Raw genomic sequence first — 23801 nt, 5'->3', positions numbered from 1 at the left:
AGAAAAGAACCTACAGCAATCACACAAAACTCACACAAAACTCATACAGAATCCATACAGCAGACTTCGCACAGTTTCTCATGGCTTTAAAGCGCTTGGAACCTTGTTTAATAGGAAAAGCTGTGATATTATCAATTTGTGCATTTAAATATATATGGATTATCTGACTTGCAATCTTGTATTTCTAGACATTGTTACACATTGTCTTCTTAGTTGTTGCAGGGGAATACTGTATGAGTCCAAATATCTTGCTCAAGAAAGCAAGAAGAGAACGAGGTCTGACTCAGGTTCATCTTGCCGAGAAGCTTCATGTCGATGTTCAAACCATCAGTAGTTGGGAACGAGGGATACGTGCTCCGCAGCCTGACGTTCGCAAACGATTATGTGAGATCTTAGAAAAGTCTCCAGAGGAACTCGGCTTACCTCCGCTCGATATCCACTCTTCGCCCCAGAAAGATCATGTCACATTGACTGTGGTACTCTCTACTGCTGAAGAAGATATGGTATTACCAGAAGGGGTTTCAGAACGAGTGCGGGATGTTCCCTCAGTGAGAGAACAGGAACAACCACTACCTGTTCGTCGGAACACATTTGCGTATGCATACGAAGATGTAAACCGTCAGCGAATGCTCACCCGTGTTCACGAGCGCTGGATCAAGGGCGTTTTTGAAGAATCGCTCTATCGTTCGACCCTCCTCGTTTTACCTTTACAAGAACAACCAGATTTGATTGAAGACCCATGGCAAGAGGTGTTTCAGGAGTCTATCTTGCCATCACGTTCGTTGCCACCTGGAACCCGGATTACTCAAGTGTATGACCAGGCGGATGGAGAACTGCTCATTCTTGGAGAGCCTGGTTCAGGCAAGACAACCCTGCTCCTTGAACTGGCACACCACGAGATTGCACGTGCCAGGCACTATGAACGATATCCTCTTCCAATCTATTTCAATCTGGCATCGTGGGCTGAGAGGCAGCTTCCCCTAGAAAAATGGCTGGCCGAAGAAATCAATACCAAATACAGAATCCCACTCAAACTTGCCAAAAAATGGATTGAATCGGAACACATCGCGCTCCTGCTGGATGGATTAGATGACGTTAGGTCTGAATACCGGACAGCATGTATTCAGGAGATCAATATCTATCGGCAAAAATATGGATTAGCACCGGTTGTAGTCTGTTGCCGTTCTGCAGATTATATGGCGCAACCAGTTCGTCTTGCCTTGAATAAGTCGGTCGTGGTCAACGCGTTGACCACTGAGCAGATAGACGAATTTGTGGCTCGGGCGGGCCAAGATCTTGCCATCCTTCGCTTGGCGCTCCAACGTGACACTGCGCTTCGAGAAATGGCCTCCACTCCCTTAATGCTCAATACATTGGCCATTGCCTATCAAGGTGTACAGATGGAGGAGGTCCTTACTGATGGCGTATTTCATACACAACGAAATATGATCTTCGCGAAATATGTTGAGCGCTTGATTGAACGAGGAGGCGCCAATACAAAGACGTACACCAGCGTACAAATCAAACAGTATTTGACATGGCTGGCGCGGCATCTGCAAGCACATAACCAGACAGAATTCCATATTGAGCGCATTCAACCCGATTGGCTGGAAAGCAACCGGGAGCAACATCACTATCAACGAACCGTTATTCGTCTCGTCACCAGCATCCAATGCATCGTCGGAGGTGCCCTTGCAGCGTGGTTGAAAGGAGGGTTGAAGAATGGTGTAGTAGGCTCTGGAAACGGGATCCTGGGGCTATTTGGCGGTGGAACAGGCAATAGTATGCTTGGATGGATGGCACCAGGCATTGGAGGGGGAAGCCAAGGGGGAGCAAGTCTTATTCTCATTCTGAGTATCGTGATCTGGTTGGTCTCCATCCTGGTGGGAAGCCCCTCTCTCCCAACGCTGACCCTTCGCGCTATCTGGCATGGGTTGGTAACTGGGCTACGCACTGGACTGAAGTTCGGCCTCATTATCAGTCCGTTCTCCATTGCCTTGTTTACCGCTCTTGGTGGCCTTATGCATGGAATCTCCTATGGGCTGGGAATTGGCTTCTTCCTAGCCATGCTCATTGGACTCCTCAGTGGATTAGGAGATGGATTACGCTACCAGCAAGAAGAACCACCAGAAAAGGTGTCATTTAAAGATCGACTTGTTGATGGTCTGATCTTTGGCGTTGGAGGAGGACTCAGTTTCGCCATCGTCGAACTTCTCCTCCAGGTCAATCACCAGTCCACCGTTATTTACAGTTTCATCGCAGCGCTCTTCTATTTCCTGGCGTTTGGCTTTGGTGGGGGAACCCGTCTCTTCGCTTTGTTGGGAAAAACTATTCAGCCTGCTGAGATTGTCACCTGGTCCTGGAAACAGATGGCCCAGGATATGGGAAGCACTATCAAAAAGAGTCTCTTGGTTGCACTCGTTACGCTCACAAGCGTAGGCGTCATCATCGCCGCGATCACGAGCCTCTTTTTTGCTGATCCTGGATATGGACTCCACTACGGACTGGTTTTTGGGACGATCAGTGGCCTCATTGTTGGCATTGCAGGTATTTTAACCAGCATGCTTCAAAGTGGCTGGTCAAGTGATATTCTCGCAGATGACCAACATACGATCCCGAATGAAGGCATCGCTCGTTCGGGACGCAATGCACTGATTGGAGCTTGCGTCTTTGCTCCAATTGGAGGAATTGCCAGCGGCCTCGCGACTGGCATTGGTTTTGGCCTGCTTGGACAGCTTTCAACCTGGCCAGTGATGGCGAAAGCCTTTGTTGTGATGATTGCCATACAGTTCTTTGTGATTTTTACCATCGCTCATGGTGGTATTGCATGGATAGAGCATTATACGCTCCGCTGGTATCTCTGGAAGTGGAGGCGAATACCCAGGAACTACGTGGACTTCCTCAATCGTGTCACCAGCCATGCATTGATGCGCAAAGTTGGAGGGGGTTACATGTTCACGCACCGATTACTCTTGGAGCACTTTGCACAGCTTACTCCATCACAGAATGATCATTCAATATCTGCGCTCAGCGAGAAACAAGAACGCAGTGCACGCCAAGAGCTCAGCACATTATAACGGGAAAGATCCCAGTAGTATTAGATGCCATTTTTTTCCGCACCTATTACATTGCTAAAGGATTGATTATGTTGACGTTACTCGTATATGTTCTTCTCTTCATTACTCTTCTGCTAGTGGTTCTCGGTGTCGGTTTGTGTTGGTATGTTGCACAACGACTGCTCCATCGCACAACCAATGCATCGACCGCTTTCACTATTCCTCTCGTGGATGTCAATGCGGAGACCATTACGTTGCAAAGCACAAAGAATACCAGGCGGCCAGGGGTGTTTGGTATTCAGGGTCCAGAAGGACAGGCCATTGTGGGGCCTATTCTCTCCTCTGATACCAAGACGGTGACCCGCCAGCTTCTCCAATCATCAGGAACGCTCACCCCTCAGACAAAAGTCGCCTGGAACACGACTGTCTACGGTGGGAAACTAAGAGGGCAACTCCAACTCACCATCCATGAGATATCCATTCCTAACCCTCTCGGCAATATGCCGGCATGGTTTGTTCCTGGGCAGCAACCAATCTGGGTCATTCTCGTTCATGGCGCAACGGGCACACGAGAACAAGGGCTGCGCGCGTTTCAAACACTGGCCAAGCTGGGCTTGCCCATTTTAGCTATCACGTACCGCAATGATAAAAACGCTCCAGCAAGCACTGATGGACTATCGCATCTGGGAGAGACGGAGTGGGAAGATGTGGAGGCGAGCGTCAAGTATGCCCTGGGGCAGGGAGCACAAAGCATTCTCCTCTATGGCATATCCATGGGAGGGACTATTGTCGAAGTCTTCCTGGCTCGCTCATCCTATACACACCATATTCACGCGGTGATCCTCGACTCACCTGTGCTTGATTGGCGTGCCACAATCGAGAGCCAAACCAGAAAGAACAAACTCCCATCCTTCATTGCCAAAGGAGCAGAAGCCATTATCTCAAGGCGAACAAACATCAATTTTGAGGCACTGAATCTCCTCAAACAACCACCTCGTCACATTCCAACACTGCTCTTTCACGGCATGAATGATACGAGCGCGCCTATAGAGCTAAGCGACAAATTCGCGTCAACCCACCCTTCTATCACGTATATTCGTTTTCCTGAAGCAGAACACACCCAATGCTGGAATGCAAATTCCCAGGAATATGAATCCCAGTTGCGCGCCTTCCTTGAAGAAGCCGTCTTAAAGGAATAGCCCCATCGATAGCCTCGAAATCACAGAAAAAGCCATCGCCCTCTCGATCACCCCCGTAAACAGAGAGAGGGCGGTGACTTTCCTTTGTGTGCGTGAACATCCTCCCTCTTGGAAAGGTACAGCTCGCGCTTCCTCTCCTATGCCTTTCACCTCCTTGAAGGACAAGGGAATGATCCGGCACTTCTGCATCAGGAATTTCCGTATTGCTTGTAGCTCTCGATTTTGCCTGGCAGATACAGCACCAAGACACCCTTCGCCTGACCTCTTGTGTGCGACCATCCGGTGGAAATACGCGTGCTCTCTGCAACAAGCGGAACCGTATTTTCAACAAGGTTGGGAGATGGCGCAACGTGAACAGGGGCAGACACTTAAAAGTGGCAATCAGTGCCTCCTGGCGCTAGCGCACTACTTCTCGTTGCGCAACGAGGCGATGCGAACCATCCATTTGTGCCAGAAAGCCTCCATTTATGCCCAGATCCTGAAAGAAGAGCAGTACGTGCTGGCGATGGTTTTCATGTCTCTGGGAGTAGCGTATCTACGCAGAGCACGGGAATGCGGCCATGCCTCATTCTATGTAAATGCGCTGCTCTATTGCCAGGAAGCGCGTCCGTTGGCCTACGAGGAGCAAGCGCAGAAAGATCCTCAAAGGGATTCGTGACGATCCTCTTAACGTTTTTACAATAGTTCAGCTTTCACGGCTGGACACTCCACTAAACTGGGGTAGGGTCAGCGGCGGGAAGTCTTGTGGACACTCTACTAAACTGGGGTAGGGTCAGCGGCGGGAAGTCTTGGCTTATTCGTCGCTAATTGGAACAGCCACATGGCAAAGTCCAGCAGATTGTGATCGACTTAGAAGGTAAATTCTCAACCCTGCGCAAGCAATTTGATTATATCCTAGCCGGGAAAAAACGGCGACACCCTAGCCAAACCGCGCAGTGCTTGCTATGCTTATGACACTATGAGTCTTTCGAGCGATGGACTTTAAGCAGAATTGGAGCCTCCGGAGAGCTTCCGAGGGATGGATGAGACGCTTCATCAGTGACAAGGTCTAGATCATCCTGGATAGTGATTGGCGTTGACATTGCTTTTCGTTCGATAAGCTCGTCAGCTTGTTTTCTTGACAATCGTGGCAATCCTAGTACGCGTCGAGCAGCAGTATAGCTCGACGGAGAGAGCCAATAAAAATAGTCTGGCTCGCTCTTGAACCTATATGTTCCCAACCACTTTCCCTTTATGATCCTCCCTCGCAGGTAACCATTACCGGCAGCATGGCGCAGAGCATTCTCCGTTTCACCCAGTTCGGCGAGGATAGCCAGCGAGGCAAGCATATATGAGTCCATTTCTTTTTGTGTATCTTCATCATAAGTGTCAGGTAACTCGAGCCTGAGATGGCCGAGTTCATTGACCAGATTCTTGAGCGCCTCCGCATTAAACAGATGCTCTGGATAAGCGTCAGCCAGCACATCATATACTTGGCTTAGAAAAAATCCACAAAGGTCTTTCGTACCTGTTGTCTCACGAATCAATTCACAGAGCACTAATACAAAGTAATTGACCGCATCGACATCCTTCAAGCGTAGCACATGATTCCAGGTTCGGTTTACTCGACTATAAAACCACCATTGGAGATTCTTCAATTGTTCGGGAATCCTAGCTGTTCGAGGCATCCATGCACCTGGATCTCCGATTTTCCAGAGTGTGAAACCAATGTGAGTGAGTAGGTTCATATGCGCTTTTGTCCATGGCTGCGCCTTATCTAAGGCATCACAGAATGCATCGAGGATAAATTGAGCGTAAGCAATCTCCTCCTTGTCCAGAGCCTCAGACAGGATTATACCCAGCAAATCATAGTAGGCATGAGCCGCTTCGTCATCCAAGGGAGAAGAGAGGATAACTCCGATAAGTTCTTTAGCTACCCAATTTATAGAGAGCAACGTACGGTGATATTCTAACCAATCTATCATCGCCTGTCGGTTCTCTGTCCGTCCATGCAACGTCGCGTTCAGCACTTCATGGGTAAGTCGTACATCATTATGCTGGATCACGTTCAGCAGGATGTCCTCAAGGATCACAACCTGACCTTTTCTTTTTCGGAACCAAGCAATGATCGGCGTCCCTTTAGCCAGGCAGTGCATCATCCGGTAAACAGTAGCAATGGTTACGACAATCGAGACCACCAAGAGGCCAAAAGAGAGTACATCACCCACCCAAGAAGGGAAAGATGCAAAGATGGGGGGAGCCATCGGAAATAGGAGGCTACCTGCGATGCAAAGCAAAATCACTAATGTAATAAGAGGTAACAGAGCGATGCGACGGAAAAAGGTCACCAGAAGATTTGGGGTATACCGGTCACAAACATGCTGGATACCCCATACAAGGGCTGCAACGTAGACGGTGAGCATCAAAGCAATCGTATTGAAAGCCGGTTCTCGCATTGCTCGCTCTCCTATTTCAAAAGGTAATATAACATACTTATGTGATGATAAAGAAGATGCAAACCAGTTAATTCAAGCAATACACTTTATATTATTCATTTGCGCACGAAGCTCAATATGTAGCATTAACTTGTTAAGTTGCTCAGAAAACTCTTTCACTTCTTCAAGACTTTGATCCGCAGCTACTCAACAACTTTCAGCACTGCCTCTATTGCAGCTTGGGGCGCATCGTCGATGCCTAAGCTCCAACTAATATCCTGAATCAGTTTTACAAAGAATTGCTTGAATGCTGAATCATCATAGAGAGAGGCTGTATCTATTTCATACGACCAGTTATAGCTGCTCAGCCTTACTTTACCATTCCGGGGAAAGTACATAAAGTTGCCAGACCCTATAGGAGTAACATCTGCGCCACTACCTCCAGAAAGACTTATTGTACAAACAATGACACCTGCATAGCCAACCATTTTGTAGTAGTTTTGAGTAAGCCTGAGATGGCAATACAGATTAATGCCTACCAGTCCCAAATTTATTGTTCTTGTACCTACCTCTGAGTTGAAATCCAAAACATCTATTATCAGGTTGCTTACGCCATTAGCATATAACTGTTCACCCCTAACATGACCATTGCCTTTGTGCCACGTAAAGCCAGCGATCCCACCGGGCAGTGTGTCAGGACTGTTGTTAATGAATGTGGAGCGAAAGTATGCCCGGCCACAGTAATCCTGTCTACGTTGAAGCAGATCTTGGGGGGTAGTTAACTGTTTATTCGGATAATAGGGCTGGATTGTCAGACTAAATATCGCACTGGTCTCCCCACTGCCGAGGGTATACTTGTAGATACCCATTTTTCCAGCTTGTATGATCTGCCGTCTTTCTTCTTCGACTTCCTTAACACGTGCCGCAAAGTATTGCTCAGCAAATGTAATATTTGCCGCCCGTACGGCTTCTGCGTCACGCCTTTTATTGGCCAAACGCAGCAGTTCCTCACGGCTTGCAGGCGTGCTCACATTGCCAGTGCGTATCCATACAGTTGGGTCATTCAGCGTGGTGTATGGAGTAGCAGCGCCTTCATCAATACGTACTAAGATAAATACATTGCCGTCTTGCTCATTGGTCGTACAAACATCATAGGTTGGCAGTGGAGTAACATTTGCAGCAAATTGGTGTATCCGATCTACGAGTTTACCATCATTGGGTACCCCATCAAAGGTAGTTGGTAGTCCCTTGTCATCCTCGCCAACGCCAATAACAATCAGGCCACCTTGCGTGTTTGAAAATGTGGCAAAATGTTTGGCGAGGTCTTTAGGTATATTCCGTTTGTAATCAAGCTGCGTGCTTTCGAGTACTTTTTGTTTACAAAACTCAACTACATCATCATAGATAATATCGTGAATGTTTCTGGATAATAGATTAATTACTTTATTCACCGCTCTCACCTTATTCTTTCGATTCCAATCACCTCGACCGCTCAAAGCCCTTGCCATTTATCTCACATCGCCCTATTAAGTTACGATACTTAAGATAAGTATTTTTATGGCCCTGATAATAGAACGTTATCAAAGTCAGTCAATAACTGGGTAGTGACTCTATTGAGAAGTGGTAAAATAGAAGTCAGGAGGACTGACTATGACAACAATCTTCTCCCTGCCAGCATGTCCCAACCCTGCATGTGAATAGCTCCACGTCATTCGCAATGGCAGCAGCAAAGGGCGACGGCGCTACCAGTGCCGTGGGTGTGGCCGCTTCTTTGGTGAAACGGAAGGCACTCCGATGTACCGCCTGCATACACCAGCCTCAGAAGTGGCCCAGGCGCTCCTGATCGTGATGCGTCGGGGAAGCCTGCGGGCAGCGGAAGAGATCACGGGCCATAAGTATGAAACGATTGGCGAATGGTTGCGACTGGCAAGCGAGCATGCGGAAGCCTTGACGGCCATCCTCACGCAGGATCTGCACCTCTCGACGGTCGAAATCGACGAGTTTTGGTCCTTCGTGTACAAAAAAACGGAGCCCCCGACGAAGTTGATGCCGGTGAACGCTGGGGATGCCTCGTGCAAGATCGCCCCAGCCGCTTCATTGCCGCCTGTGCCAGCAGTCCGCATCGGCGATGATCTCATCGAGCGAGCGATCTCCCTCGCCGTAGCGCGCACCCAGGGGCGTCCCTTGAACTGGTGCAGCGATGGCTGGCGGGGCTATGCCGCGATCCTCACTCGAGCCTATCGTCAGCCTGTACGCTCCGGGCAGCGCGGTCGTCCCCCACTGGTCGTCCCTCCAGATGTGCGCTTAACGCAGGCCATCAAGCATCGCGATGAGCATGGGAAACTGCTCTCCGTTGAGATCCGTGCCGCCTTGGGCGAGGTGATCACCCAACCAGGAACCGTCCATGTTGAGCGAGCCAACGGTGCTCTCCGCGATCGGCTCAATGCCCTCACTCGCAAGACCCATGCCTTTGCCAAACGTGATGTTACCTTCGATGCCTTGATCCATCTGCAACTCTTTGAGCACAACTGGATACGCCCTCATCACGCATTACGTCTCCCAATGCCTGCGGAGTCGCGACGCTATCAGCCACGCACTCCTGCCATGGTCTTGGGACTCACCAACCATCTCTGGTCCTGGATCGCGTTCTTGACCACTTCTCTCTACACCACTCCTAAATAGAGTCACTACCCAATATCAGCCTCTCGTATAAAATGACGTGGCATTTTAACTCATCTAGTTATCCCTTGCCAGATGCGACAAAATGATCAATTTCTCGTATAATATGGCGCGTGCCTCTTGGAAACCGCTTCTGGAAAGGCACAGTCTTTTCCTCCCATAAAATGGCGCAAAGCTGGAGAGAGGTCACAACCTTTACCCCAAAATCCTTGCGAAAGGTATGAGAACCTGATCTTCGTTGCTTTTTCTCCGGCTTGGCTGACGGTGATAAAGGACCTCCTCCGCTCTCTGCAAGAGACAGATCACTCGCGGTAGGCATTTTGCCGCAATTGTTCTCCCTTCACGGAGAGCTGGTCAACGATAGGCTGGCTAGAGATCTTTGTGGTATCGAGAGATGTATATCCGAGCAGCGTTGCGAGCCCAACTACATTGCCGGGATATTGTGCCAGGTAGTTGCGCGCAAAGGTATGCCGCAAGGTATGGGCGCTTGTTTGTACCGGCACAAGGCCGCGTGCCGATGCATCTCATACCAGTACATCGATCATTTGCCGCATGGCCGAGGTTGTCAGTCTTCCCTTTTTCTGGCTCTGCCATAGGAAGAGCGATGGTCTGCCGGTCGTGTGGTGCGGCCGGGTGAACGCGACAGCTTTCACTGGCGGATCACAGTTCAAACGTGGAGCCAGATACGAGCGTGCTGAGGCATTGAGCGGAATAGTGCGCGCCTTGTTCCCTCTGCCTCCTCGGATCGTCACCCGTCCACTGCACTCTCCAAACTCGATACAACCTCTACAAAATGGACTGTATCATACTCTGTATCACCACTACAAGATGTATGGGTCCTGTAGGCAAAAAGAGGATAAGAGGATACAGCCTAAAACATGAGCCAATCCATTGCCTATTTGAGAACTTCGACCGTTATTTTCCAGACCATTTGGTATGTCTTCTTCGAGAAAGCGCATCCCTCTTCCTTGGAAGAGCGCATCCGCCAACGTTGTGTTGTAAAAAGCTTACGCTCCCTGGGAAAGGAGACCAAGATCTCGTGCTCGTGCAACCGCCTGTGTGCGATTGGTAGCTTCAAGTTTGCTGAGGAGATGCGTGATATGATGCTTGACGGTGCCAGGTACGACTACCAACGTATTTGCAATCTCCTGGTTCGAGGCACCGCGTGCGAGCAAGTGTAACACCTCCTGTTCACGTACAGTCAAGGGGTCCAGCAGCGGTTGTGGACTCAGGGATGGCTCTTTTTTCCGATCGGTCGGCTGGGGTATCGGCTGCTGGTTGAACGCACGCACAAGCGTCTCCAGATACGGGAGATCTTTCGCCTGATGCTCCTGTTGTCTAAGCTGGGAGATCAAGTCAGCTATGAGTGGCCCTTCGTCCACAAAGGAACGGATGTAACCTTCTGGTGCAGCCAGGTGCACGGCCTGTGAAAGCAGTGCCAACGCATCTTGCTCTTGCTGGAGCATCTGATACGCCTGCACAAGCAAGAGCCACATTTCCAGCACATGATACCACCGCTGCGTGGCCGTTGCTCGTTTCACCAGGGGAGTGAGCAGGTGCAACGCATGCTCTGGTTGGGATTCGGCAAGCAGCAGGCGGACGAACGCAACGCGCTGCCGTTCCCGTGCCAGCGGAGAAACCAGCGGCTTCTCCCGCTCCAGATCGCTCACCCAGCGTCGTGCCCGTTCCAGATCGCCACCTGCCAGCCAGAAACGCATCTGATCGACGTCGCTCCAAAGCGCTGCGCGATACGGCGATGACATGATTCTCCAGGCGTATTCCATCTGTTGAGAGGCTGTTTTGGCCTCCTCCAGCCTCCCTTGCGAGAGGGCAAGCCGCAATAACAGGGTATAGCCGAGGGGCAAAAACGCCAGGATTTCGGCCTGTTCGCCCAGATGGATCGCCTCTTCGGCGAGGGAATGGGCTTCCTCCAACCGGTTCCGCTCGTGCAAGATCCTGCCCTGCAACATATAGAGCCAGCATAGCTGAACTGGCTGGTGCCCCTCAAGGAGGGTGTGGAGCGCGTGGATCGCCTGCTGGCTCAAGTGCCATGCCTGATGCAATTTCCCCGCCATCAGGCTTTCCCAGACAGCCTCGTGCCAGTAGATACTCTCGAGCTCTCGATCGCCCTCCGCTTTGATTCGGCTCCATTCAGCCTGCATGGTCAGCACGCCCTGCTCGACATACCCCTCAGAGATGTTCGCCCGAGCCAGGGCAAATGCCACCTGGACCCGTGCGGCCCATTGCTGCTCCTCAAGATGGGTGAGTGCCTCCTGACAGAAAGCTCGCTTTGCTCCTGCATCTCCATAATAGAAACCCGCAATCGTGGCCTGCAAGGCGGCGATTTCCCCCAGGAGAGACGTTGGTGCCTCTGGTTCGTGTGCACCTCGCGCCATGATTGTCTGTTCTTCTTGCCGATGGGCTCGTGTCCAGGCGCTTCGGGCATCGCGCACCCAGCTTTCGGTAACCTCTGGCGGAGCGCTCCAGAACAGGCTCTGGGCTGTGGCCAGGCATAAACGAGGCCTCTCACGCACGACCTCGCGGGGAAGTTGCTCCATCCAGGAAGGGAGCGATGCGTACTCGAGTTGACTCCAGATATCCTCATGGGGGATCTGTTCCATCAGCAGCGCTGCCCAGGACCACTCGTGCGCCTGCAGCGCGTGCTGAATCGCTTCACTGCGCATCTGATGCGCCGCATACCACTGACTGGCCCGCAGATGCAGAAGCGGCACCTCTGTGGGAGCGGTCTGCTCCAACTGCGCACGCAGTGCCTCGGCAAAGAGGGGATGATAGGCATACCACTGACGTTGGTCATCCAGGGGATTAAGAAAGAGATTGGTCCGTTCCAAATTCTCCAGGAAGAGCTGGCTTCCCTGCTGCTCCAGGACCGCATTGCACAGGGAGTTGCACAGGCGGGATAAGATGGACGTACGCAGGAGGAAGATCTGCACTTGCGCTGGCTGGCGGTTCAGTATCTCTTGCACCAGGTACTCGAAAAGAGCGGGCTGGGTTCCCTGGGACACTTGAGGCAGACCTTGAGGGGGTGCCTTCCCCTTGAGGGCGAGCGCCGCCAGTTGCAGACCTGCCCACCAGCCCTGCATCCGTGCGTCCACGTCCTGGATGTCCTGCTCGGAAAGCCGAAGATCCATCACACCACGGAGAAAGGCGGTCATCTCCTCTCTAGTCGCACGCAATTGCTCGGTGTGTATTTCCAGGATCTGTGCCTGCGTGCGCAGCCGGACAAGAGAAAAGGGAGGATCAGCACGTGTTGCCAACACCACACACAGGGTGGGCGGCAGGTGGTTGAGCAGGAAGGCAAGCTGGGCATGGATCGTCGGCTCTGTAATCTCCTCATAATTATCCAAGACCAGCACCAGGGGTTCGCGCAGCCTCGCCAGGTTATTGACGAGAGCAGTGAGCATGGCTTGCCAGGAGGGTTGTAGCAGCTCGGACAAGGAAGCAATGGGAAGAGGCGAGAGCCCGGGCTGGCACTGTTCCAACGCAGTCAGCACATACCTCCAAAACTGCGCGGGCGCGTTATCGCCTGCCTCAAGCGACACCCAGGCGGCTTTCGGGTGGCCTGGAGCAAACGAGCAAACCCAGCTTGCCAGCAGCGTGCTTTTCCCAAAGCCCGCGGCGGCGGAGACGAGAATAAGGCATCGGTGGAGGCCAGCGTTGAGCAGGGCCAGGAGACGAGGGCGAGCAATAATCTCATGGGAAGATACCGGGGGAAGGAACTTGGTCGCAAGCAGAGGATGAGAAGACGAGCCTGGGATGGGCTCGGGCGCGTTACCGTGTGGTTTCTGGTTCATATGGTCCATGATTGTTTCTCCTGTATGGAGGAGCCCTCGTTAGCCCTTGTGCGGCAAGGAGGTCAACGCATTGGAACTCTTGCGGGCCCTTGTCCCTGGAAGAAGATCCCTTGTTCCTTGTTGCTGTGGCAACGTTCTTTCTATCTGGCTATCCCCTGCGCATGCACTTTCGCCGACACAGGCAATCGACCAAGGCATATGACCTTCGTGCTGGGTGCCAATTGTTACTGCTCACCTTCTTCTGTCACCTTCGATCCATGCCTTTCCCCCTCTCTTCTACTATACTCTGAGAGTCAGATATACTCCGAGAGTCAGAGGTCATCCGCTAGCAGAGGCGCTGGCGAGACGTGATGAATAACACTCTCTACCACATCGAAGCAAAACCGCTTTTTCCTCAAGGACGTGGTATATGGAAGGAAACAGAAGAGAATGGCACATCGACTTGCAAAACTGCATAAAAATGGAGCAAAAGAAGATTAACATGCACTCATGGATGCCCTGCCTCAATTTGTCTGGCTCATGCGGCCTGATGGCTCTCTCGTCTACGCGAATCAATGCTGGCGTGACTATCGTTATCTGCCGTCTCAGCACGCTGGAGAACAGGAGGAGTTTGCCCATCAGCCGCTTGATGACTCTCCACGCGTTTGGGAACAGTGACAACTGGCAGGCTCTTGGCGACGCTATACAATGCTAGAGGTGTATCTCCTCCCAAGAAATATATCCGAGCTCTCAAACTCCTGGCTAGGCGAGACAAAGATCAGGAAGACATGCAAACGCTGTGCCAGCATCTGCGCATTCACAACAGAAGCCTCTCCTGTGAATGGCGAGAGAAGGCGTACGAAGAGGGAAGGGTGGAGCGAGAACGCGTTCTTCACTCAGAAGCTCATGCGTCAGATGGTTTGCCAAACAGAAGAGGTTTCCCGATTGCGCCGCGCTATGACGGGATGTCCACTTCATTCCCAGACAGACGAGCAATTTCCCGGTATCCAATCGTACAGTTTGCTTGTTGCTCGAAAAGAGCATAGTTTTCCTTCTAATAGCCTCTAATAGCCTTCTTTGATAGACTTCTGCGGATCAGAATAGATATGCAGCTTCGCTACCAGGGATAGGGACACGTGAAAGGGACATTGACCACATTATGTTGAATACACCGCAGACCAAGCGTCACACTCTTGCCTCGAGTGTGACGCTCCTCACTATTCTCGAGACGCTTCCTGGGGCCTTGTTTGTGCTCGATGATGCCTCAACGATTCTCTATGCCAATACAAGCGCACTGGCCTTGACCGGAGTCGCGGCAGAGACACTGGTTGGAAACAGCTTCTGGCGCTGTGCTCCACAGTTGGTGAGCCCCTCGCTCTACCAGGCCATCCAGAAGACGAAACAGACCCGAGCACTGACTGAGGTGCAGTATGTGTCTCCCGCCACCCAGAGCTGGTTGCACGTGCAGCTCTCGCCGACGGTTGGGGGGCTCCTGTTGCAGTTCCATGAGAAAAGAGAACCGTTACCTCGACGAGAGACGTGTTTTCCAAACGAACACCTCGCCGCTGATGTTCTGGAGAACATATATAGTGGGGTCGGAGTGCTCACGCCCGAGGGGATCGTGTTGGATATCAATAAGGTCCCGTTAGAAGATGCACAGATCCGACGGGAGGGGGTGATTGGCAAACCGCTGGCTGAGGCTCCCTGGTGGTCCTTTTACCCTGCGAGTCAACACCAATTACGCGCGGCCATCAGACGCGCCAGCAAGGGAGAAACCGTGCGTTTCGAGACGGTGGTTCGCCCCAGAGAAGGAAGAGTCCTTCACCTTGAGGCAACGATCACTCCCCACAGGGGCGTGGACTCCCACGTCGAGTACCTCGTCTATGTCGAGACCGACATCACTGCACGCAAGCGCGCCGAAGCGGAACTCCGCGCCCTCATCGAGACCATCCCCCAAATGGTTTGGACCAGACGACCCAATGGCTCTATTGACCCGTGTAATCAACGTCGGCGCGACTATACTGGCCAGAGTTCCGAAGAGGCTCAGGGGGAGGGGTGGTTGCAGTGTCTGCATCCTGAGGACCGACAACGCGTCCGCTCTGAGTGGCAGCGCGCCGTCCAGACCGGCGAGGGATATGAAGTGGAGTATCGCCTTCGCAATGGCAGGACGGGAGCCTTCCGCTGGTTCTTAGCCCGCGCCTTGCCCGTGCGCGATGAAGCGGGTCAGATTCTCAAATGGGTTGGCACCTGCACTGACATCGACGAGCAGAAACGGGCGGAGCAGCAGCTCAAAGAAAGCCGGGAGAGCTTGCGTGTACTGGCCGAAGCGGTGCCACAACTGGTATGGGTAAAACAACCCGACGGCCAGTTCGAGTATGTGAACCAGCGCTGGTGTGACTATAGCGGGTTGACGCTTGAGCACGTCCAAAGCGACCGGTGGGCGTATCTCCAGTGCATCCATCCTGATGATCGTGAAAGCAACCGAGCTCTCGTGCAGCATGCCCTGGAGACGGGAGAAACGTATGAATACGAAGGGCGTGTCAGACAAGCTCAGACCGGGAAGTATCGCTGGCTTTTAGTCCGCGCCCTTCCGGTGCGCGATGAAACGGGCCAGATCGTCAAGTGGTTTGGTACCAGCACCGATATCGACGAGCAGAAACGGACGGAGGAAGCCTTACGCCAGAGCCAGGAGTGCATCCACGCCCTCATCGACTCCAATATTATAGGGATTGTGTCTGTCGACCTGGAGGGAAAAGTGATCGTGGAAGCCAATGATGCCTGGCTTCGCATGAGCGGCTACACCCGAGAGGAGGTGCGCAGCAGAATATTGACCGCGGCGAGGCTCAGGGTCCCAGAAGCTGCCCCGCTCTTCGAGCGCGCGAGACAGGAGATCGCCGCATGCGGGCAATACATGCCCTTTGAAACCGAACTGGTGTGTAAAGATGGTTGTCGCCTGCCCGTGTTACTGGGCGGCGTCCTCTTCCAGGAGCAGCCACACCAGATCGTCACCTTTGTGCTGGATAATTCGGCGCGCAAGGAACTGGAGCAACGCAAGGATGACTTTATCACCATGGCCGGCCATGAACTGCGGAACCCACTTTGCGCCGTAAAGATGCAGACCCAACTGTTGAGCAAACGATTCGAAAAGCAAGCCCAGTACGAGGCGGTCACCGCGCTTTCCAAGGTGGAGGGGCCCATCAAGCAACTGGAACGCCTGATCGGAGAATTACTGGATGTTTCCAAGATCCAGGCGGGGAGCCTCGAGTATCAGCAAGAGCGGGTAGATCTTGACGCGTTACTGCGGGAGATCGCCGACATGTTCCAGCCAATCTATCCCAGTCATCGCATTCTGGTGGACGGCGCCGTACATACCAGCCTGATCGGGGATCGAGACCGACTGGGGCAGGTCTTCACCAATCTGCTCTGCAATGCCATCAAGTATTCTCCGGGAGCCGAGACGGTCGAGATGGATCTCTCCGCCTCCGAAGAGGCTGTAACGATCCGTGTCCGCGATCATGGCCTGGGCATCCCACGCGAGCAGCGCGACAAGATTTTTGAGCGCTTCTATCGGGTCGCTGGTCCCAGGCAGAAGGCGATCCCCGGCCTGGGCATGGGGCTCTACATTGTTGCGGAGATCGTCAAGCACCATGGGGGAACCATCACGGTGAACAGCGAGGTTGGAAAAGGATCGATCTTTACGGTCACCCTCCCTACGCGGAGAGATGCCTGACTGGGGAGAGCACACCACACACGTCATCTGAGCCGGTGAGGGCGTAGAAAGGGGTTGGGCTCGGATGGTACGGCGATCACGCGCTCGCTTCCTGCAAATGCTCTCCCGCGTTTCGTGCCGCTTGAAGGGCATCCCACCATGGTGCGGTGGAACATACGCTTCTGGGGCAGGAGCAGCCCAACGAGAGCGGCAGCTTTCGCCCGTGCGCATGCGCGGGATGTCCAGGTGGGGACGCCTTGCAAGGCTGGGAACCCGGTTTCTTTCTAGCGTTGCAGGCGCCGCCCCTCCCGATGGGGAGCGGGTTGCCCAGGGACGTTCCTCTCAGTGCTCATATTTGGGGTAAAAGCTGTTTACATGTCACAGATCTTTTACCACTTCCTGCGTGAGGCCATCGAGAGAAGAGGCCAAGAAAATCAATCGATCTGGATACTGTAATGCCTTATGGAAAGGATAGAGAAAGAGGGAATAGATGACAACACGAGCAAACCGCCGTTCCTCACACGCTCACTCGGCTCGACGCAGCAGAGAGATCTCCTCCTGGTTGCTGTCCCCCTGGTTGGGCTACCTGGCCTGTGTGCTTCTTATCGGGGGCGTATGGCTGCTAGAAAAGCTTGACGAAGCTATCCCACACGCACCGATCTTTCTCGCCACACCTTTTGCCATGGTTTCCGTTTTTGTTGCCATGGTATGGGGAATTGGTCCCGCGCTGGTTTCCGTCGCGCTCGGGTTGTTTGTTATCGCCAGGTTCCTCTCACCCGGTATAGTGGCCCCTGGCCTTCTCACAGATCTCTCCCTGGTTGGACCATTTATCTTTGTCCAACTCATGGCCATTGGAGTGGTCATGCAACTGGAGCGATCTCGCCGGAAGCTTCTTGCTACCTCTCAAGCACTCGCCGAAAGCCACCAGCAACTTGAGCGAGCAAATCACGTGAAAGACTATATCATCATGCGCTCATCTCACGAACTGAGAACACCTTTGACTACTATCCTCGGTCGCACGCAGCTTCTTTCTGCCCGCCTCAAGAAGTCTGAAGCAATGCCTGAAAACTGGGCAGTTGTACAGCAATACTTGGAAGTCGTTGAAGCACGCGCGCTCCATCTCCGAGCCCTGATTGATAGCCTCTTTAAGCTGAGCCGTGTTCATGCCGGGGAAATTCCCTTAGGGGGAACGTGCATTGAATTTGGAGCACTCTGCCGTAAAATTGTGGAAAATCAGCAGAACCTTGCTGGTCGCTCAATCGAGATCAAGCTTCCGGCACAGCCTCTTCTGCTGCAAGCAAACGAAGAGCTTGTCTCCCAGGTAGTGGTGAATTTAGTCACGAATGCCATCAACTATTCATCGGAGACCTCTGCCATCCAGATAGGTGCCCAGTCAGATGATCACCAGGTAACGCTCCAGATCCAGAATGACCATCCACCTTTTTCTCCTGATCAACTCGAACATCTCTTTGAGCCGTTTTATCGTACAACTGATGTAGCGTATTCATCTATCCCAGGGTGGGGGCTCGGGCTCACTATCTGCAAAGAGATTGTTGAGCAGTACGGAGGGCAAATCTGGGCAGAATCTTCAGAAGAAACCGGGGTCTCATTCTTTGTCAAACTCCCGCTCGCGGCAGAGGTTGAGCATTTCTGAAAGGAACGCTGAGGTGGGTAAAAGTTTGCACCATGTCACACAACGCAAACAGGAACGGGGTGGGGGGATATCTGGAGGGAAGCCTATTCCTCACTCTCGCCCTTTGAAGGGAGCACATACGCAACTCAACCGAGCGGAAGCCATCTGGGAGTCTTTCCCGGAAGGTCTCATTGCGTGTGATCGCAACCAGAAGATTGTACAAGTCAATGCTGCTGCTTGCAAGCTCTTTGAAGTGGCTTCCGAAGGCCAATGCCAAGGAAGAGACTTCCGGCAGTTTCTCGAACACTACATACACTCTGATGAGCTGTCACCATTCGTTTCGAGAGAGCAATGGCTAATGAACCTCGTTCCTGCTGGGAAAGCAGGAGCCAGCTCGCCGGAACAGACGCTTCTGCTGGCTCTCCCTTCTGGGCGCAAGGTCTTCGCCACTGTCCGCTCCTTTCCCGTGGCCGATCAAGAGCGCGACATGGAAGAAATCGTCTTTGTCTTCCATGAGCTCACCTATTATTATCAGCAAGTCTCCCACCTCCAACGTGTCCACAAGGCAACGTTGGACCTACTCACCGCAATCGCGCAGATTCCTGAGCAGATGGACCACATCTTGCCAGAAGAAACCTTCCTCCTCTCGCCTCCGGTGCTCTTCGTGGCTCAGCAGGTGGTGAATGTCATCCGGCAAGTCCTGGATTGTCACCGGGTGATTATGTTCGCGTTCGGTCGTCGAACAGGTCATCTGCATTTTGTCGCAGGAAATGGCTTGACTGCTGAACAAGAACAGCACTGGCGAGACATTGGGGGACGCTTCCATCCCTTAGACGCGGTTGACGACGCGGTATTCGCTCGCCTCGGCACCAACCAGGAGGTGGTGCTTGAGACTGATCAGTTGCGCACCATTGACTATCTTGGCCAACAACGACCTTTTCCAGCGTACCCTTGCCCTGTGCCTTCTGGCTACGAGGCGTTCCTGCTCATTCCTCTGTTTCTGGAGCAGCAATGGGTCGGGGCGCTGGTTATCGGCAAAGCGAGTTCCGAGGATGCGTACCCTCCAGAGGAGATTGCGCTCGTGAAAGCAGTCACAGGGCAGACCATGCTGCTTATTGAGGGGATCCACTGTTTTTACGCGCAGGGAGAGAAACAGAAGAAAGCACTTGCCCAGCGCGAAGTGAGTTGCCTGACGGGCGAATTTCTGACCCTGGCCAGCCATGAATTGCGTACTCCACTGACGAGGATCATGGGCAATCTGCAATTAGCACAGCGCCGATTGCAGACCTTAAAAAACAGCTCGCGCCTCCGTCTGCTCAGATCCGTGAACCCATTGCCCATATTCAGCGCCCCTTAACGGCTGCCTCGCAGAGTACTCAGCTTCAGCAGCGTATCATCAATGACTTGATCGATGATGCGCGTATCCAGACCCATACGCTCACGTTGTCTTTGAACCCTGAGGATCTGCTCACTCTGCTCAGAGAGGTGGTAGCCAGGCAGCAACAAGCTGCCCCAGAGCACACCATCGTGCTGGACATTCCTTCTCCGGAACAAAGGGTGCCCATCATCGCTGATGCTGGGCGGATCAAGCACGTTCTCACTACCTACCTGACGAATGCGCTCACCTATTCCCCCCTAAATGGCCTGTGGTGGTGCAGGTAAGAGTTGCGGATGCGCTCGCCCGTGTCTCAGTCCATAATGAGGGGTCTGTCATTGCGAGAGAAGAGCTCGATCATATTTGGGAACGCTTCCATCGTGCCAAAGGCAGTGCCGTCCAGCATGAACTGGATCTGAGCTTCGGATTGGTCCTCTATTTGTGCCAAGTGTTCATTGAACGGCATCAGGGGAGCGTTGGGGTAGAGAGTGCTCCTGATCAGGGAGCCACGTTCTGGTTTACCATCCCATCTCAGGGAGAGTGACCCAAACGCTCCTGCCATGTGTCTCAATCTTTGTGAGCACTGCTGTAGCGCACCGGAGGGGAAGAACGAATGGACGCGACGAGCGCTTCGGTTTCGGGGCTCAACTATAGGCGCTGGCTCCAGGTATGGAATACTTCGGGCGTCATTCTCATGACCATCTTCCCTGAGGTCGTGCTAAAATCGCGTGCCTTTTTCTCTCTCAAGAGGAAGTCTACCTGAGATTGCCATAAATGCGACCTTTTTCAGGCATTTCTTGGCGCATTCTCCAAGTACCTTGGCGAACATGTTGCGGAATCTGACGCGTGAAGAGAAATGGAAAACGGCAACAACGTCCCTTGTGATGCTACGCCTTATGAGAGAAGCCGATTCGCTGAACGCGCCTGGCAGAGTGGCAGGTTATCTGGAAAACCGTGTTTTATCCCGATAAATGACAGATACAGAACACTAGCGCATATTTTCAACAGGCTTCTTTGAACACAGAAAGAAGCCTGTTCTTTGCTGAAAAAACACATGAAGAAAAGGGGAACTCGACGAGGTCTGGTAAAGGATTTTGATTAACATTTTGAAGCAGATTGTCTCAGGTGGTAAAGATTTTCGCTAACATTTGAAGGGGGGGTGGCAGTAAATATGAGTGAGGAAAACATGTAGCATATCGTGGAACTCCATCACTTTCGGTGATGGAGTTCTACTCTCGCCTCTTTCATCATATTGCTGAGCACGGAAGATGGTGGAGAACCAGCATTAGATCGGTTTCTTGTGATCCTCTTTCATAATAGAAGTGGTAATAGTATGACCTTGGAAGTAGCACTTGGGCGAGACTGGATTGGAGCCTCCGTGCCGTAGTACAGCTTGTTCTTACAAAGAAGAAGAAAGTGAGTATACGATTATGGATAGAAGTAGACGTAGAATGATTCAATCCATGGCAGCAATGGGTGTAGCAGCGGGAGTAACTTCTGCGGTTCCTGGTGTAACTAACGTAAGTCCATCTGGAATCATCACAGGGTTGCCCCTGGTTCACACGGTCACGAATAGCAGCGTACCGCAACCGGAGCGAAATGGACTTGGTGGGACCGATCCAGGACCTCGTGATATCGCGATTGATGAACAGAATCCTGATCTGCTGGCCCCTCCTCTGACCGACGCAGGGACTGTACCCAATCTGAAGTGGCCATTCTCACTCTCGCACAACCGGCTTGCGCCCGCTGGTTGGGCCCGGGAAACGACGATCCAAGAGCTTCCAGTTTCGACTGAAATGGCAGGCGTCGATATGCGTTTGAATCCTGGAGCCATTCGTGAGTTGCACTGGCATCCGGTAAGCGAATGGGGAATCGTCACCGTCGGTTCCGTTCAGATCACCTGTCTTGACGCAGATGGGCGCATGTTTGTTGATAATCTCGACCAGGGTGACCTCTGGTTCTTCCCCGAGGCTTTTCCACACTCGCTTCAAGCCTTTGGTGGCGTGGGCTCTGAGTTCATACTGATTTTCACGAAGGGAAATTATTCCGAGAACGACACCTTCCTGCTCAGTGACGCCTTTGCTCATATCCCCAAAGATGTATTGGCGAAAAACTTTAGAGTCCCTGTAAGCGAAGTGAGCAATCTTGCATCGCCAAGCCAACGCTATATCTATCCAGGCGAGATACCTCCAACGGACGTGACCGTCCCCGAACCTTATGGGAAGCCGCCCCGGGCCTTTGGTTATCACATGTCGAACAATGAGCCCGTTCTTCAGAATGAGGCTGGCACTGTGCGTATCGTTGATAGTTCTTCCTTTCCAGTGACTGGCGTTTCGGTAGGCCTGGTGACAATAAATCCTGGTCACATGAGAGAGCTCCACTGGCATCCAAATGCCGAGTGGGCGTATTTCCTCCAGGGTCAGGGACGTCTCACTGCTTTTGCCTCTTCTGGAACAGCGGCTACCTTCGACTATCAGGCCGGTGATGTGGGCTATGTACCAAGCAACTATCTCCATTACGTTGAAAATACAGGCGATACGCCGCTCCAATACATGGAGGTGTTTAGATCACCCAAGTTTGAGAGTATCTCATTGGCTCAGTGGATGGGTGTGACGCCGCCCTGGTTAGTGCAGGGAAACCTGAATGTATCACAGGCGTTCATGAGCCAACTACCGACGAAGAAAACGTTCCTTATTTAAATCGGCGTGAGAGAGGAGGCGAGGAGTTTGTCGTGGTGTTACCAGGAAAAGAGCAGGCCGAGGCGTACAGGGTGGCGGAACAGATTCGGCGGCGGGTCGCTGAGCAGACGTTTGCCGGAGAGGCGCGTCTTTCGGTGACCTGTTCGCTTGGGGTTGCGACCTCTCCCTCCGATGCAACTGAACGAGAGCGCCTGATTGCCTGTGACGACCAGGCGATGTATGTGGCGAAGCGTCTGGGACGTAACCACGTCTCACTCGCGCACGAATGGGAGGGAAGAGAGTTCTGACACCATGCAGGAAACAGTCACACAGGTGTTTTCTGGAGAAAGACGATGCTCTTGAGACTGCCACCGCTTATCCCAGCAGATCGGCAAGACGATCAATCTGCTCAATCGCGGTACTCCACGTAAAGAAGACCAGCTCATCGGTGCCCATCTGCTCCAGGCAGTGCATGGTGTCCAGGAGTTGCTGCGTGGTCGTGAGCAGCAGCGCCGATTTGGGGGCAGCGAAAGCGGGGAGCGTGGCATAGTAGTCGAGTAGGTTCTTACGTCCCTCTTGTGCCCCGTTCTGCTCCAGTGCGATATCGATCTGAGCGACAAGATAGGGCTTGCCGGCCCTGCTGGCCTCGTGCCAGCTCTGCTCTACCGCGCGGAACGTCCGCTCAATCTGTGTGATCTCGTTTGTCCCGGCAATGATACCATCAGCAATGCGCGCAACTCGCTGGATCGTCCCTGCTGTGTACCCACCAAGCAGCAGCTTTGGTCCATGGGTCTGGGCAGGGGGGGGCCCAACTGGCCCCACGTTGGGGCAAACCGGTTGCCCGGCCCAGATGCGCTTCAACTGCTCCAGCTGCTCGTCCAGCCGTTTTCCGCGATGCACATAGGGCATGCCGGTCGCGAGATAGTCATCCTCCCGTCCCCCAAGCCCAATCCCAAGGGTCAGACGCCCTCGGGAAAGCAGATCCAGGGTTGCGCACTCCTTGGCCAGGATGGTCGTATTGCGGACTAGCGAAATCAAGACCTCGGTCATCAGGCGTACACGGGTCGTGAGCGCCGCTACTGTCGCCAGGGTCACGAGGGGCTCCAGATTCGCGTAGACCACGCGATCAAGGACACTGAGGGTGGAAAACGGGCCAGCGTCGACCCGCCTGACCCATTCCTCAACGTGGTCCGGTGATGTGAGGGTGGGAGGAATATTCAATCCGATCTTCATGGGTCTTCTCCTTCTCTTTCATGGTGCAACGAGC

18 protein-coding genes are annotated in these 23801 nt (G+C 52.8%); 11 read left to right on the top strand and 7 right to left on the bottom strand.

What is annotated here, in order from left to right; translation table 11 throughout:
- Positions 1 to 233 precede the first annotated feature (233 nt).
- The 3 genes from KTE_RS20430 (at position 234) to KTE_RS20420 (ending at position 4913) form a co-directional block, all read left to right on the top strand.
- Complete coding sequence (locus tag KTE_RS20430; protein WP_201384073.1) at positions 234 to 3077, top strand: helix-turn-helix domain-containing protein; 2844 nt, start codon at positions 234 to 236, stop codon at positions 3075 to 3077.
- 68 nt (positions 3078 to 3145) lie between these two features.
- On the top strand, positions 3146 to 4255 hold the full coding sequence (locus KTE_RS20425; protein ID WP_201384071.1) for a S9 family peptidase: 1110 nt from the start codon (positions 3146 to 3148) through the stop codon (positions 4253 to 4255).
- Between the two features lie 340 nt (positions 4256 to 4595).
- Positions 4596 to 4913, top strand: coding sequence for a hypothetical protein (locus KTE_RS20420; RefSeq protein ID WP_201384069.1), 318 nt, complete (start codon positions 4596 to 4598; stop codon positions 4911 to 4913).
- A 298-nt stretch (positions 4914 to 5211) separates the two neighbouring features.
- On the opposite strand, the gene KTE_RS20415 is transcribed toward KTE_RS20420, so the two are convergent.
- Together KTE_RS20415 and KTE_RS20410 are read right to left on the bottom strand one after the other, a co-directional pair.
- Positions 5212 to 6690 carry a hypothetical protein gene (locus tag KTE_RS20415; RefSeq protein ID WP_201384067.1) on the bottom strand — a complete coding sequence of 493 codons (1479 nt, stop codon included), beginning with the start codon at positions 6688 to 6690 and terminating at the stop codon, positions 5212 to 5214.
- Positions 6691 to 6872: 182 nt separating this feature from the next.
- Entirely contained in the window at positions 6873 to 8120 is a 1248-nt protein-coding gene (locus KTE_RS20410) for a helix-turn-helix domain-containing protein (protein WP_201384065.1), read from the bottom strand.
- Positions 8121 to 8463: 343 nt separating this feature from the next.
- Here KTE_RS20410 and KTE_RS47625 point away from each other — a divergent pair, with 343 nt between their 5' ends.
- Positions 8464 to 9351, top strand: coding sequence for a hypothetical protein (locus tag KTE_RS47625; protein WP_236600498.1), 888 nt, complete (start codon positions 8464 to 8466; stop codon positions 9349 to 9351).
- 299 nt (positions 9352 to 9650) lie between these two features.
- Here the strand turns inward: KTE_RS47625 and KTE_RS20395 are convergent, their stop codons facing one another.
- The 3 genes from KTE_RS20395 to KTE_RS20385 all read right to left on the bottom strand — a co-directional run bounded on the left by KTE_RS20395 (position 9651) and on the right by KTE_RS20385 (position 13169).
- The gene (locus tag KTE_RS20395) at positions 9651 to 9851 is read right to left on the bottom strand and encodes a hypothetical protein (RefSeq protein ID WP_201384063.1); all 201 of its coding nucleotides are present in this window, start codon (positions 9849 to 9851) and stop codon (positions 9651 to 9653) included.
- A gap of 21 nt (positions 9852 to 9872) precedes the next feature.
- Entirely contained in the window at positions 9873 to 10100 is a 228-nt protein-coding gene (locus KTE_RS20390) for a hypothetical protein (protein ID WP_201384061.1), read from the bottom strand.
- Between the two features lie 255 nt (positions 10101 to 10355).
- On the bottom strand, positions 10356 to 13169 hold the full coding sequence (locus KTE_RS20385; protein WP_201384059.1) for a LuxR C-terminal-related transcriptional regulator: 2814 nt from the start codon (positions 13167 to 13169) through the stop codon (positions 10356 to 10358).
- A gap of 480 nt (positions 13170 to 13649) precedes the next feature.
- Between KTE_RS20385 and KTE_RS20380 the strand changes: the two genes are divergently transcribed.
- The 4 genes from KTE_RS20380 (at position 13650) to KTE_RS20365 (ending at position 19838) form a co-directional block, all read left to right on the top strand.
- Positions 13650 to 13817 (top strand): hypothetical protein, encoded by a 168-nt coding sequence (locus KTE_RS20380; RefSeq protein WP_201384057.1) that lies wholly within the window; start codon positions 13650 to 13652, stop codon positions 13815 to 13817.
- 481 nt (positions 13818 to 14298) lie between these two features.
- Positions 14299 to 16869 (top strand): PAS domain S-box protein, encoded by a 2571-nt coding sequence (locus KTE_RS20375; RefSeq protein ID WP_201384055.1) that lies wholly within the window; start codon positions 14299 to 14301, stop codon positions 16867 to 16869.
- A 469-nt stretch (positions 16870 to 17338) separates the two neighbouring features.
- A complete protein-coding gene (locus KTE_RS20370) occupies positions 17339 to 18502 on the top strand; it encodes a sensor histidine kinase KdpD (RefSeq protein ID WP_201384053.1) in 1164 nt (387 codons plus the stop codon).
- A 13-nt stretch (positions 18503 to 18515) separates the two neighbouring features.
- Positions 18516 to 19838 (top strand): histidine kinase dimerization/phospho-acceptor domain-containing protein, encoded by a 1323-nt coding sequence (locus KTE_RS20365; protein ID WP_236600497.1) that lies wholly within the window; start codon positions 18516 to 18518, stop codon positions 19836 to 19838.
- Here the strand turns inward: KTE_RS20365 and KTE_RS47620 are convergent.
- Complete coding sequence (locus KTE_RS47620) at positions 19835 to 20074, bottom strand: hypothetical protein (RefSeq protein ID WP_236600496.1); 240 nt, start codon at positions 20072 to 20074, stop codon at positions 19835 to 19837. The genes KTE_RS20365 and KTE_RS47620 overlap by 4 nt on opposite strands.
- A gap of 56 nt (positions 20075 to 20130) precedes the next feature.
- Between KTE_RS47620 and KTE_RS47615 the strand changes: the two genes are divergently transcribed.
- The 3 genes from KTE_RS47615 (at position 20131) to KTE_RS20355 (ending at position 22842) form a co-directional block, all read left to right on the top strand.
- Complete coding sequence (locus tag KTE_RS47615) at positions 20131 to 20400, top strand: sensor histidine kinase KdpD (protein WP_236600495.1); 270 nt, start codon at positions 20131 to 20133, stop codon at positions 20398 to 20400.
- Positions 20401 to 21307: 907 nt separating this feature from the next.
- Positions 21308 to 22555: a cupin domain-containing protein gene (locus KTE_RS20360; protein WP_236600494.1), complete on the top strand. Its 1248-nt coding sequence runs from the start codon at positions 21308 to 21310 to the stop codon at positions 22553 to 22555.
- Positions 22456 to 22842, top strand: coding sequence for a GGDEF domain-containing protein (locus KTE_RS20355; protein WP_255552916.1), 387 nt, complete (start codon positions 22456 to 22458; stop codon positions 22840 to 22842). Before KTE_RS20360 ends, KTE_RS20355 begins: the two co-directional genes overlap by 100 nt.
- A gap of 67 nt (positions 22843 to 22909) precedes the next feature.
- Here the strand turns inward: KTE_RS20355 and KTE_RS20350 are convergent, their stop codons facing one another.
- Positions 22910 to 23767 carry an LLM class flavin-dependent oxidoreductase gene (locus KTE_RS20350; protein ID WP_201384047.1) on the bottom strand — a complete coding sequence of 286 codons (858 nt, stop codon included), beginning with the start codon at positions 23765 to 23767 and terminating at the stop codon, positions 22910 to 22912.
- Positions 23768 to 23801: the final 34 nt, after the last annotated feature.

The sequence above is a fragment of the Ktedonobacter sp. SOSP1-85 genome (genome assembly GCF_016587415.1).
Lineage (GTDB): Bacteria > Chloroflexota > Ktedonobacteria > Ktedonobacterales > Ktedonobacteraceae > Ktedonobacter.
The sequence above is the reverse complement of the archived record's forward strand: the minus strand, read 5'-3'. Positions and strand labels throughout refer to the sequence as shown.

Bases quoted from the DNA above. Each gene is read 5' to 3' on its own strand.
- KTE_RS20430 (WP_201384073.1), top strand. From the start codon at position 234: ATGAGTCCAAATATCTTGCTCAAGAAAGCAAGAAGAGAACGAGGTCTG.
- KTE_RS20425 (WP_201384071.1), top strand. From the start codon at position 3,146: ATGTTGACGTTACTCGTATATGTTCTTCTCTTCATTACTCTTCTGCTA.
- KTE_RS20420 (WP_201384069.1), top strand. From the start codon at position 4,596: ATGGCGCAACGTGAACAGGGGCAGACACTTAAAAGTGGCAATCAGTGC.
- KTE_RS20415 (WP_201384067.1), bottom strand. From the start codon at position 6,690: ATGCGAGAACCGGCTTTCAATACGATTGCTTTGATGCTCACCGTCTAC.
- KTE_RS47625 (WP_236600498.1), top strand. From the start codon at position 8,464: ATGTACCGCCTGCATACACCAGCCTCAGAAGTGGCCCAGGCGCTCCTG.
- KTE_RS20385 (WP_201384059.1), bottom strand. From the start codon at position 13,169: ATGGACCATATGAACCAGAAACCACACGGTAACGCGCCCGAGCCCATC.
- KTE_RS20380 (WP_201384057.1), top strand. From the start codon at position 13,650: ATGGATGCCCTGCCTCAATTTGTCTGGCTCATGCGGCCTGATGGCTCT.
- KTE_RS20375 (WP_201384055.1), top strand. From the start codon at position 14,299: ATGTTGAATACACCGCAGACCAAGCGTCACACTCTTGCCTCGAGTGTG.
- KTE_RS20370 (WP_201384053.1), top strand. From the start codon at position 17,339: ATGACAACACGAGCAAACCGCCGTTCCTCACACGCTCACTCGGCTCGA.
- KTE_RS20360 (WP_236600494.1), top strand. From the start codon at position 21,308: ATGATTCAATCCATGGCAGCAATGGGTGTAGCAGCGGGAGTAACTTCT.
- KTE_RS20350 (WP_201384047.1), bottom strand. From the start codon at position 23,767: ATGAAGATCGGATTGAATATTCCTCCCACCCTCACATCACCGGACCAC.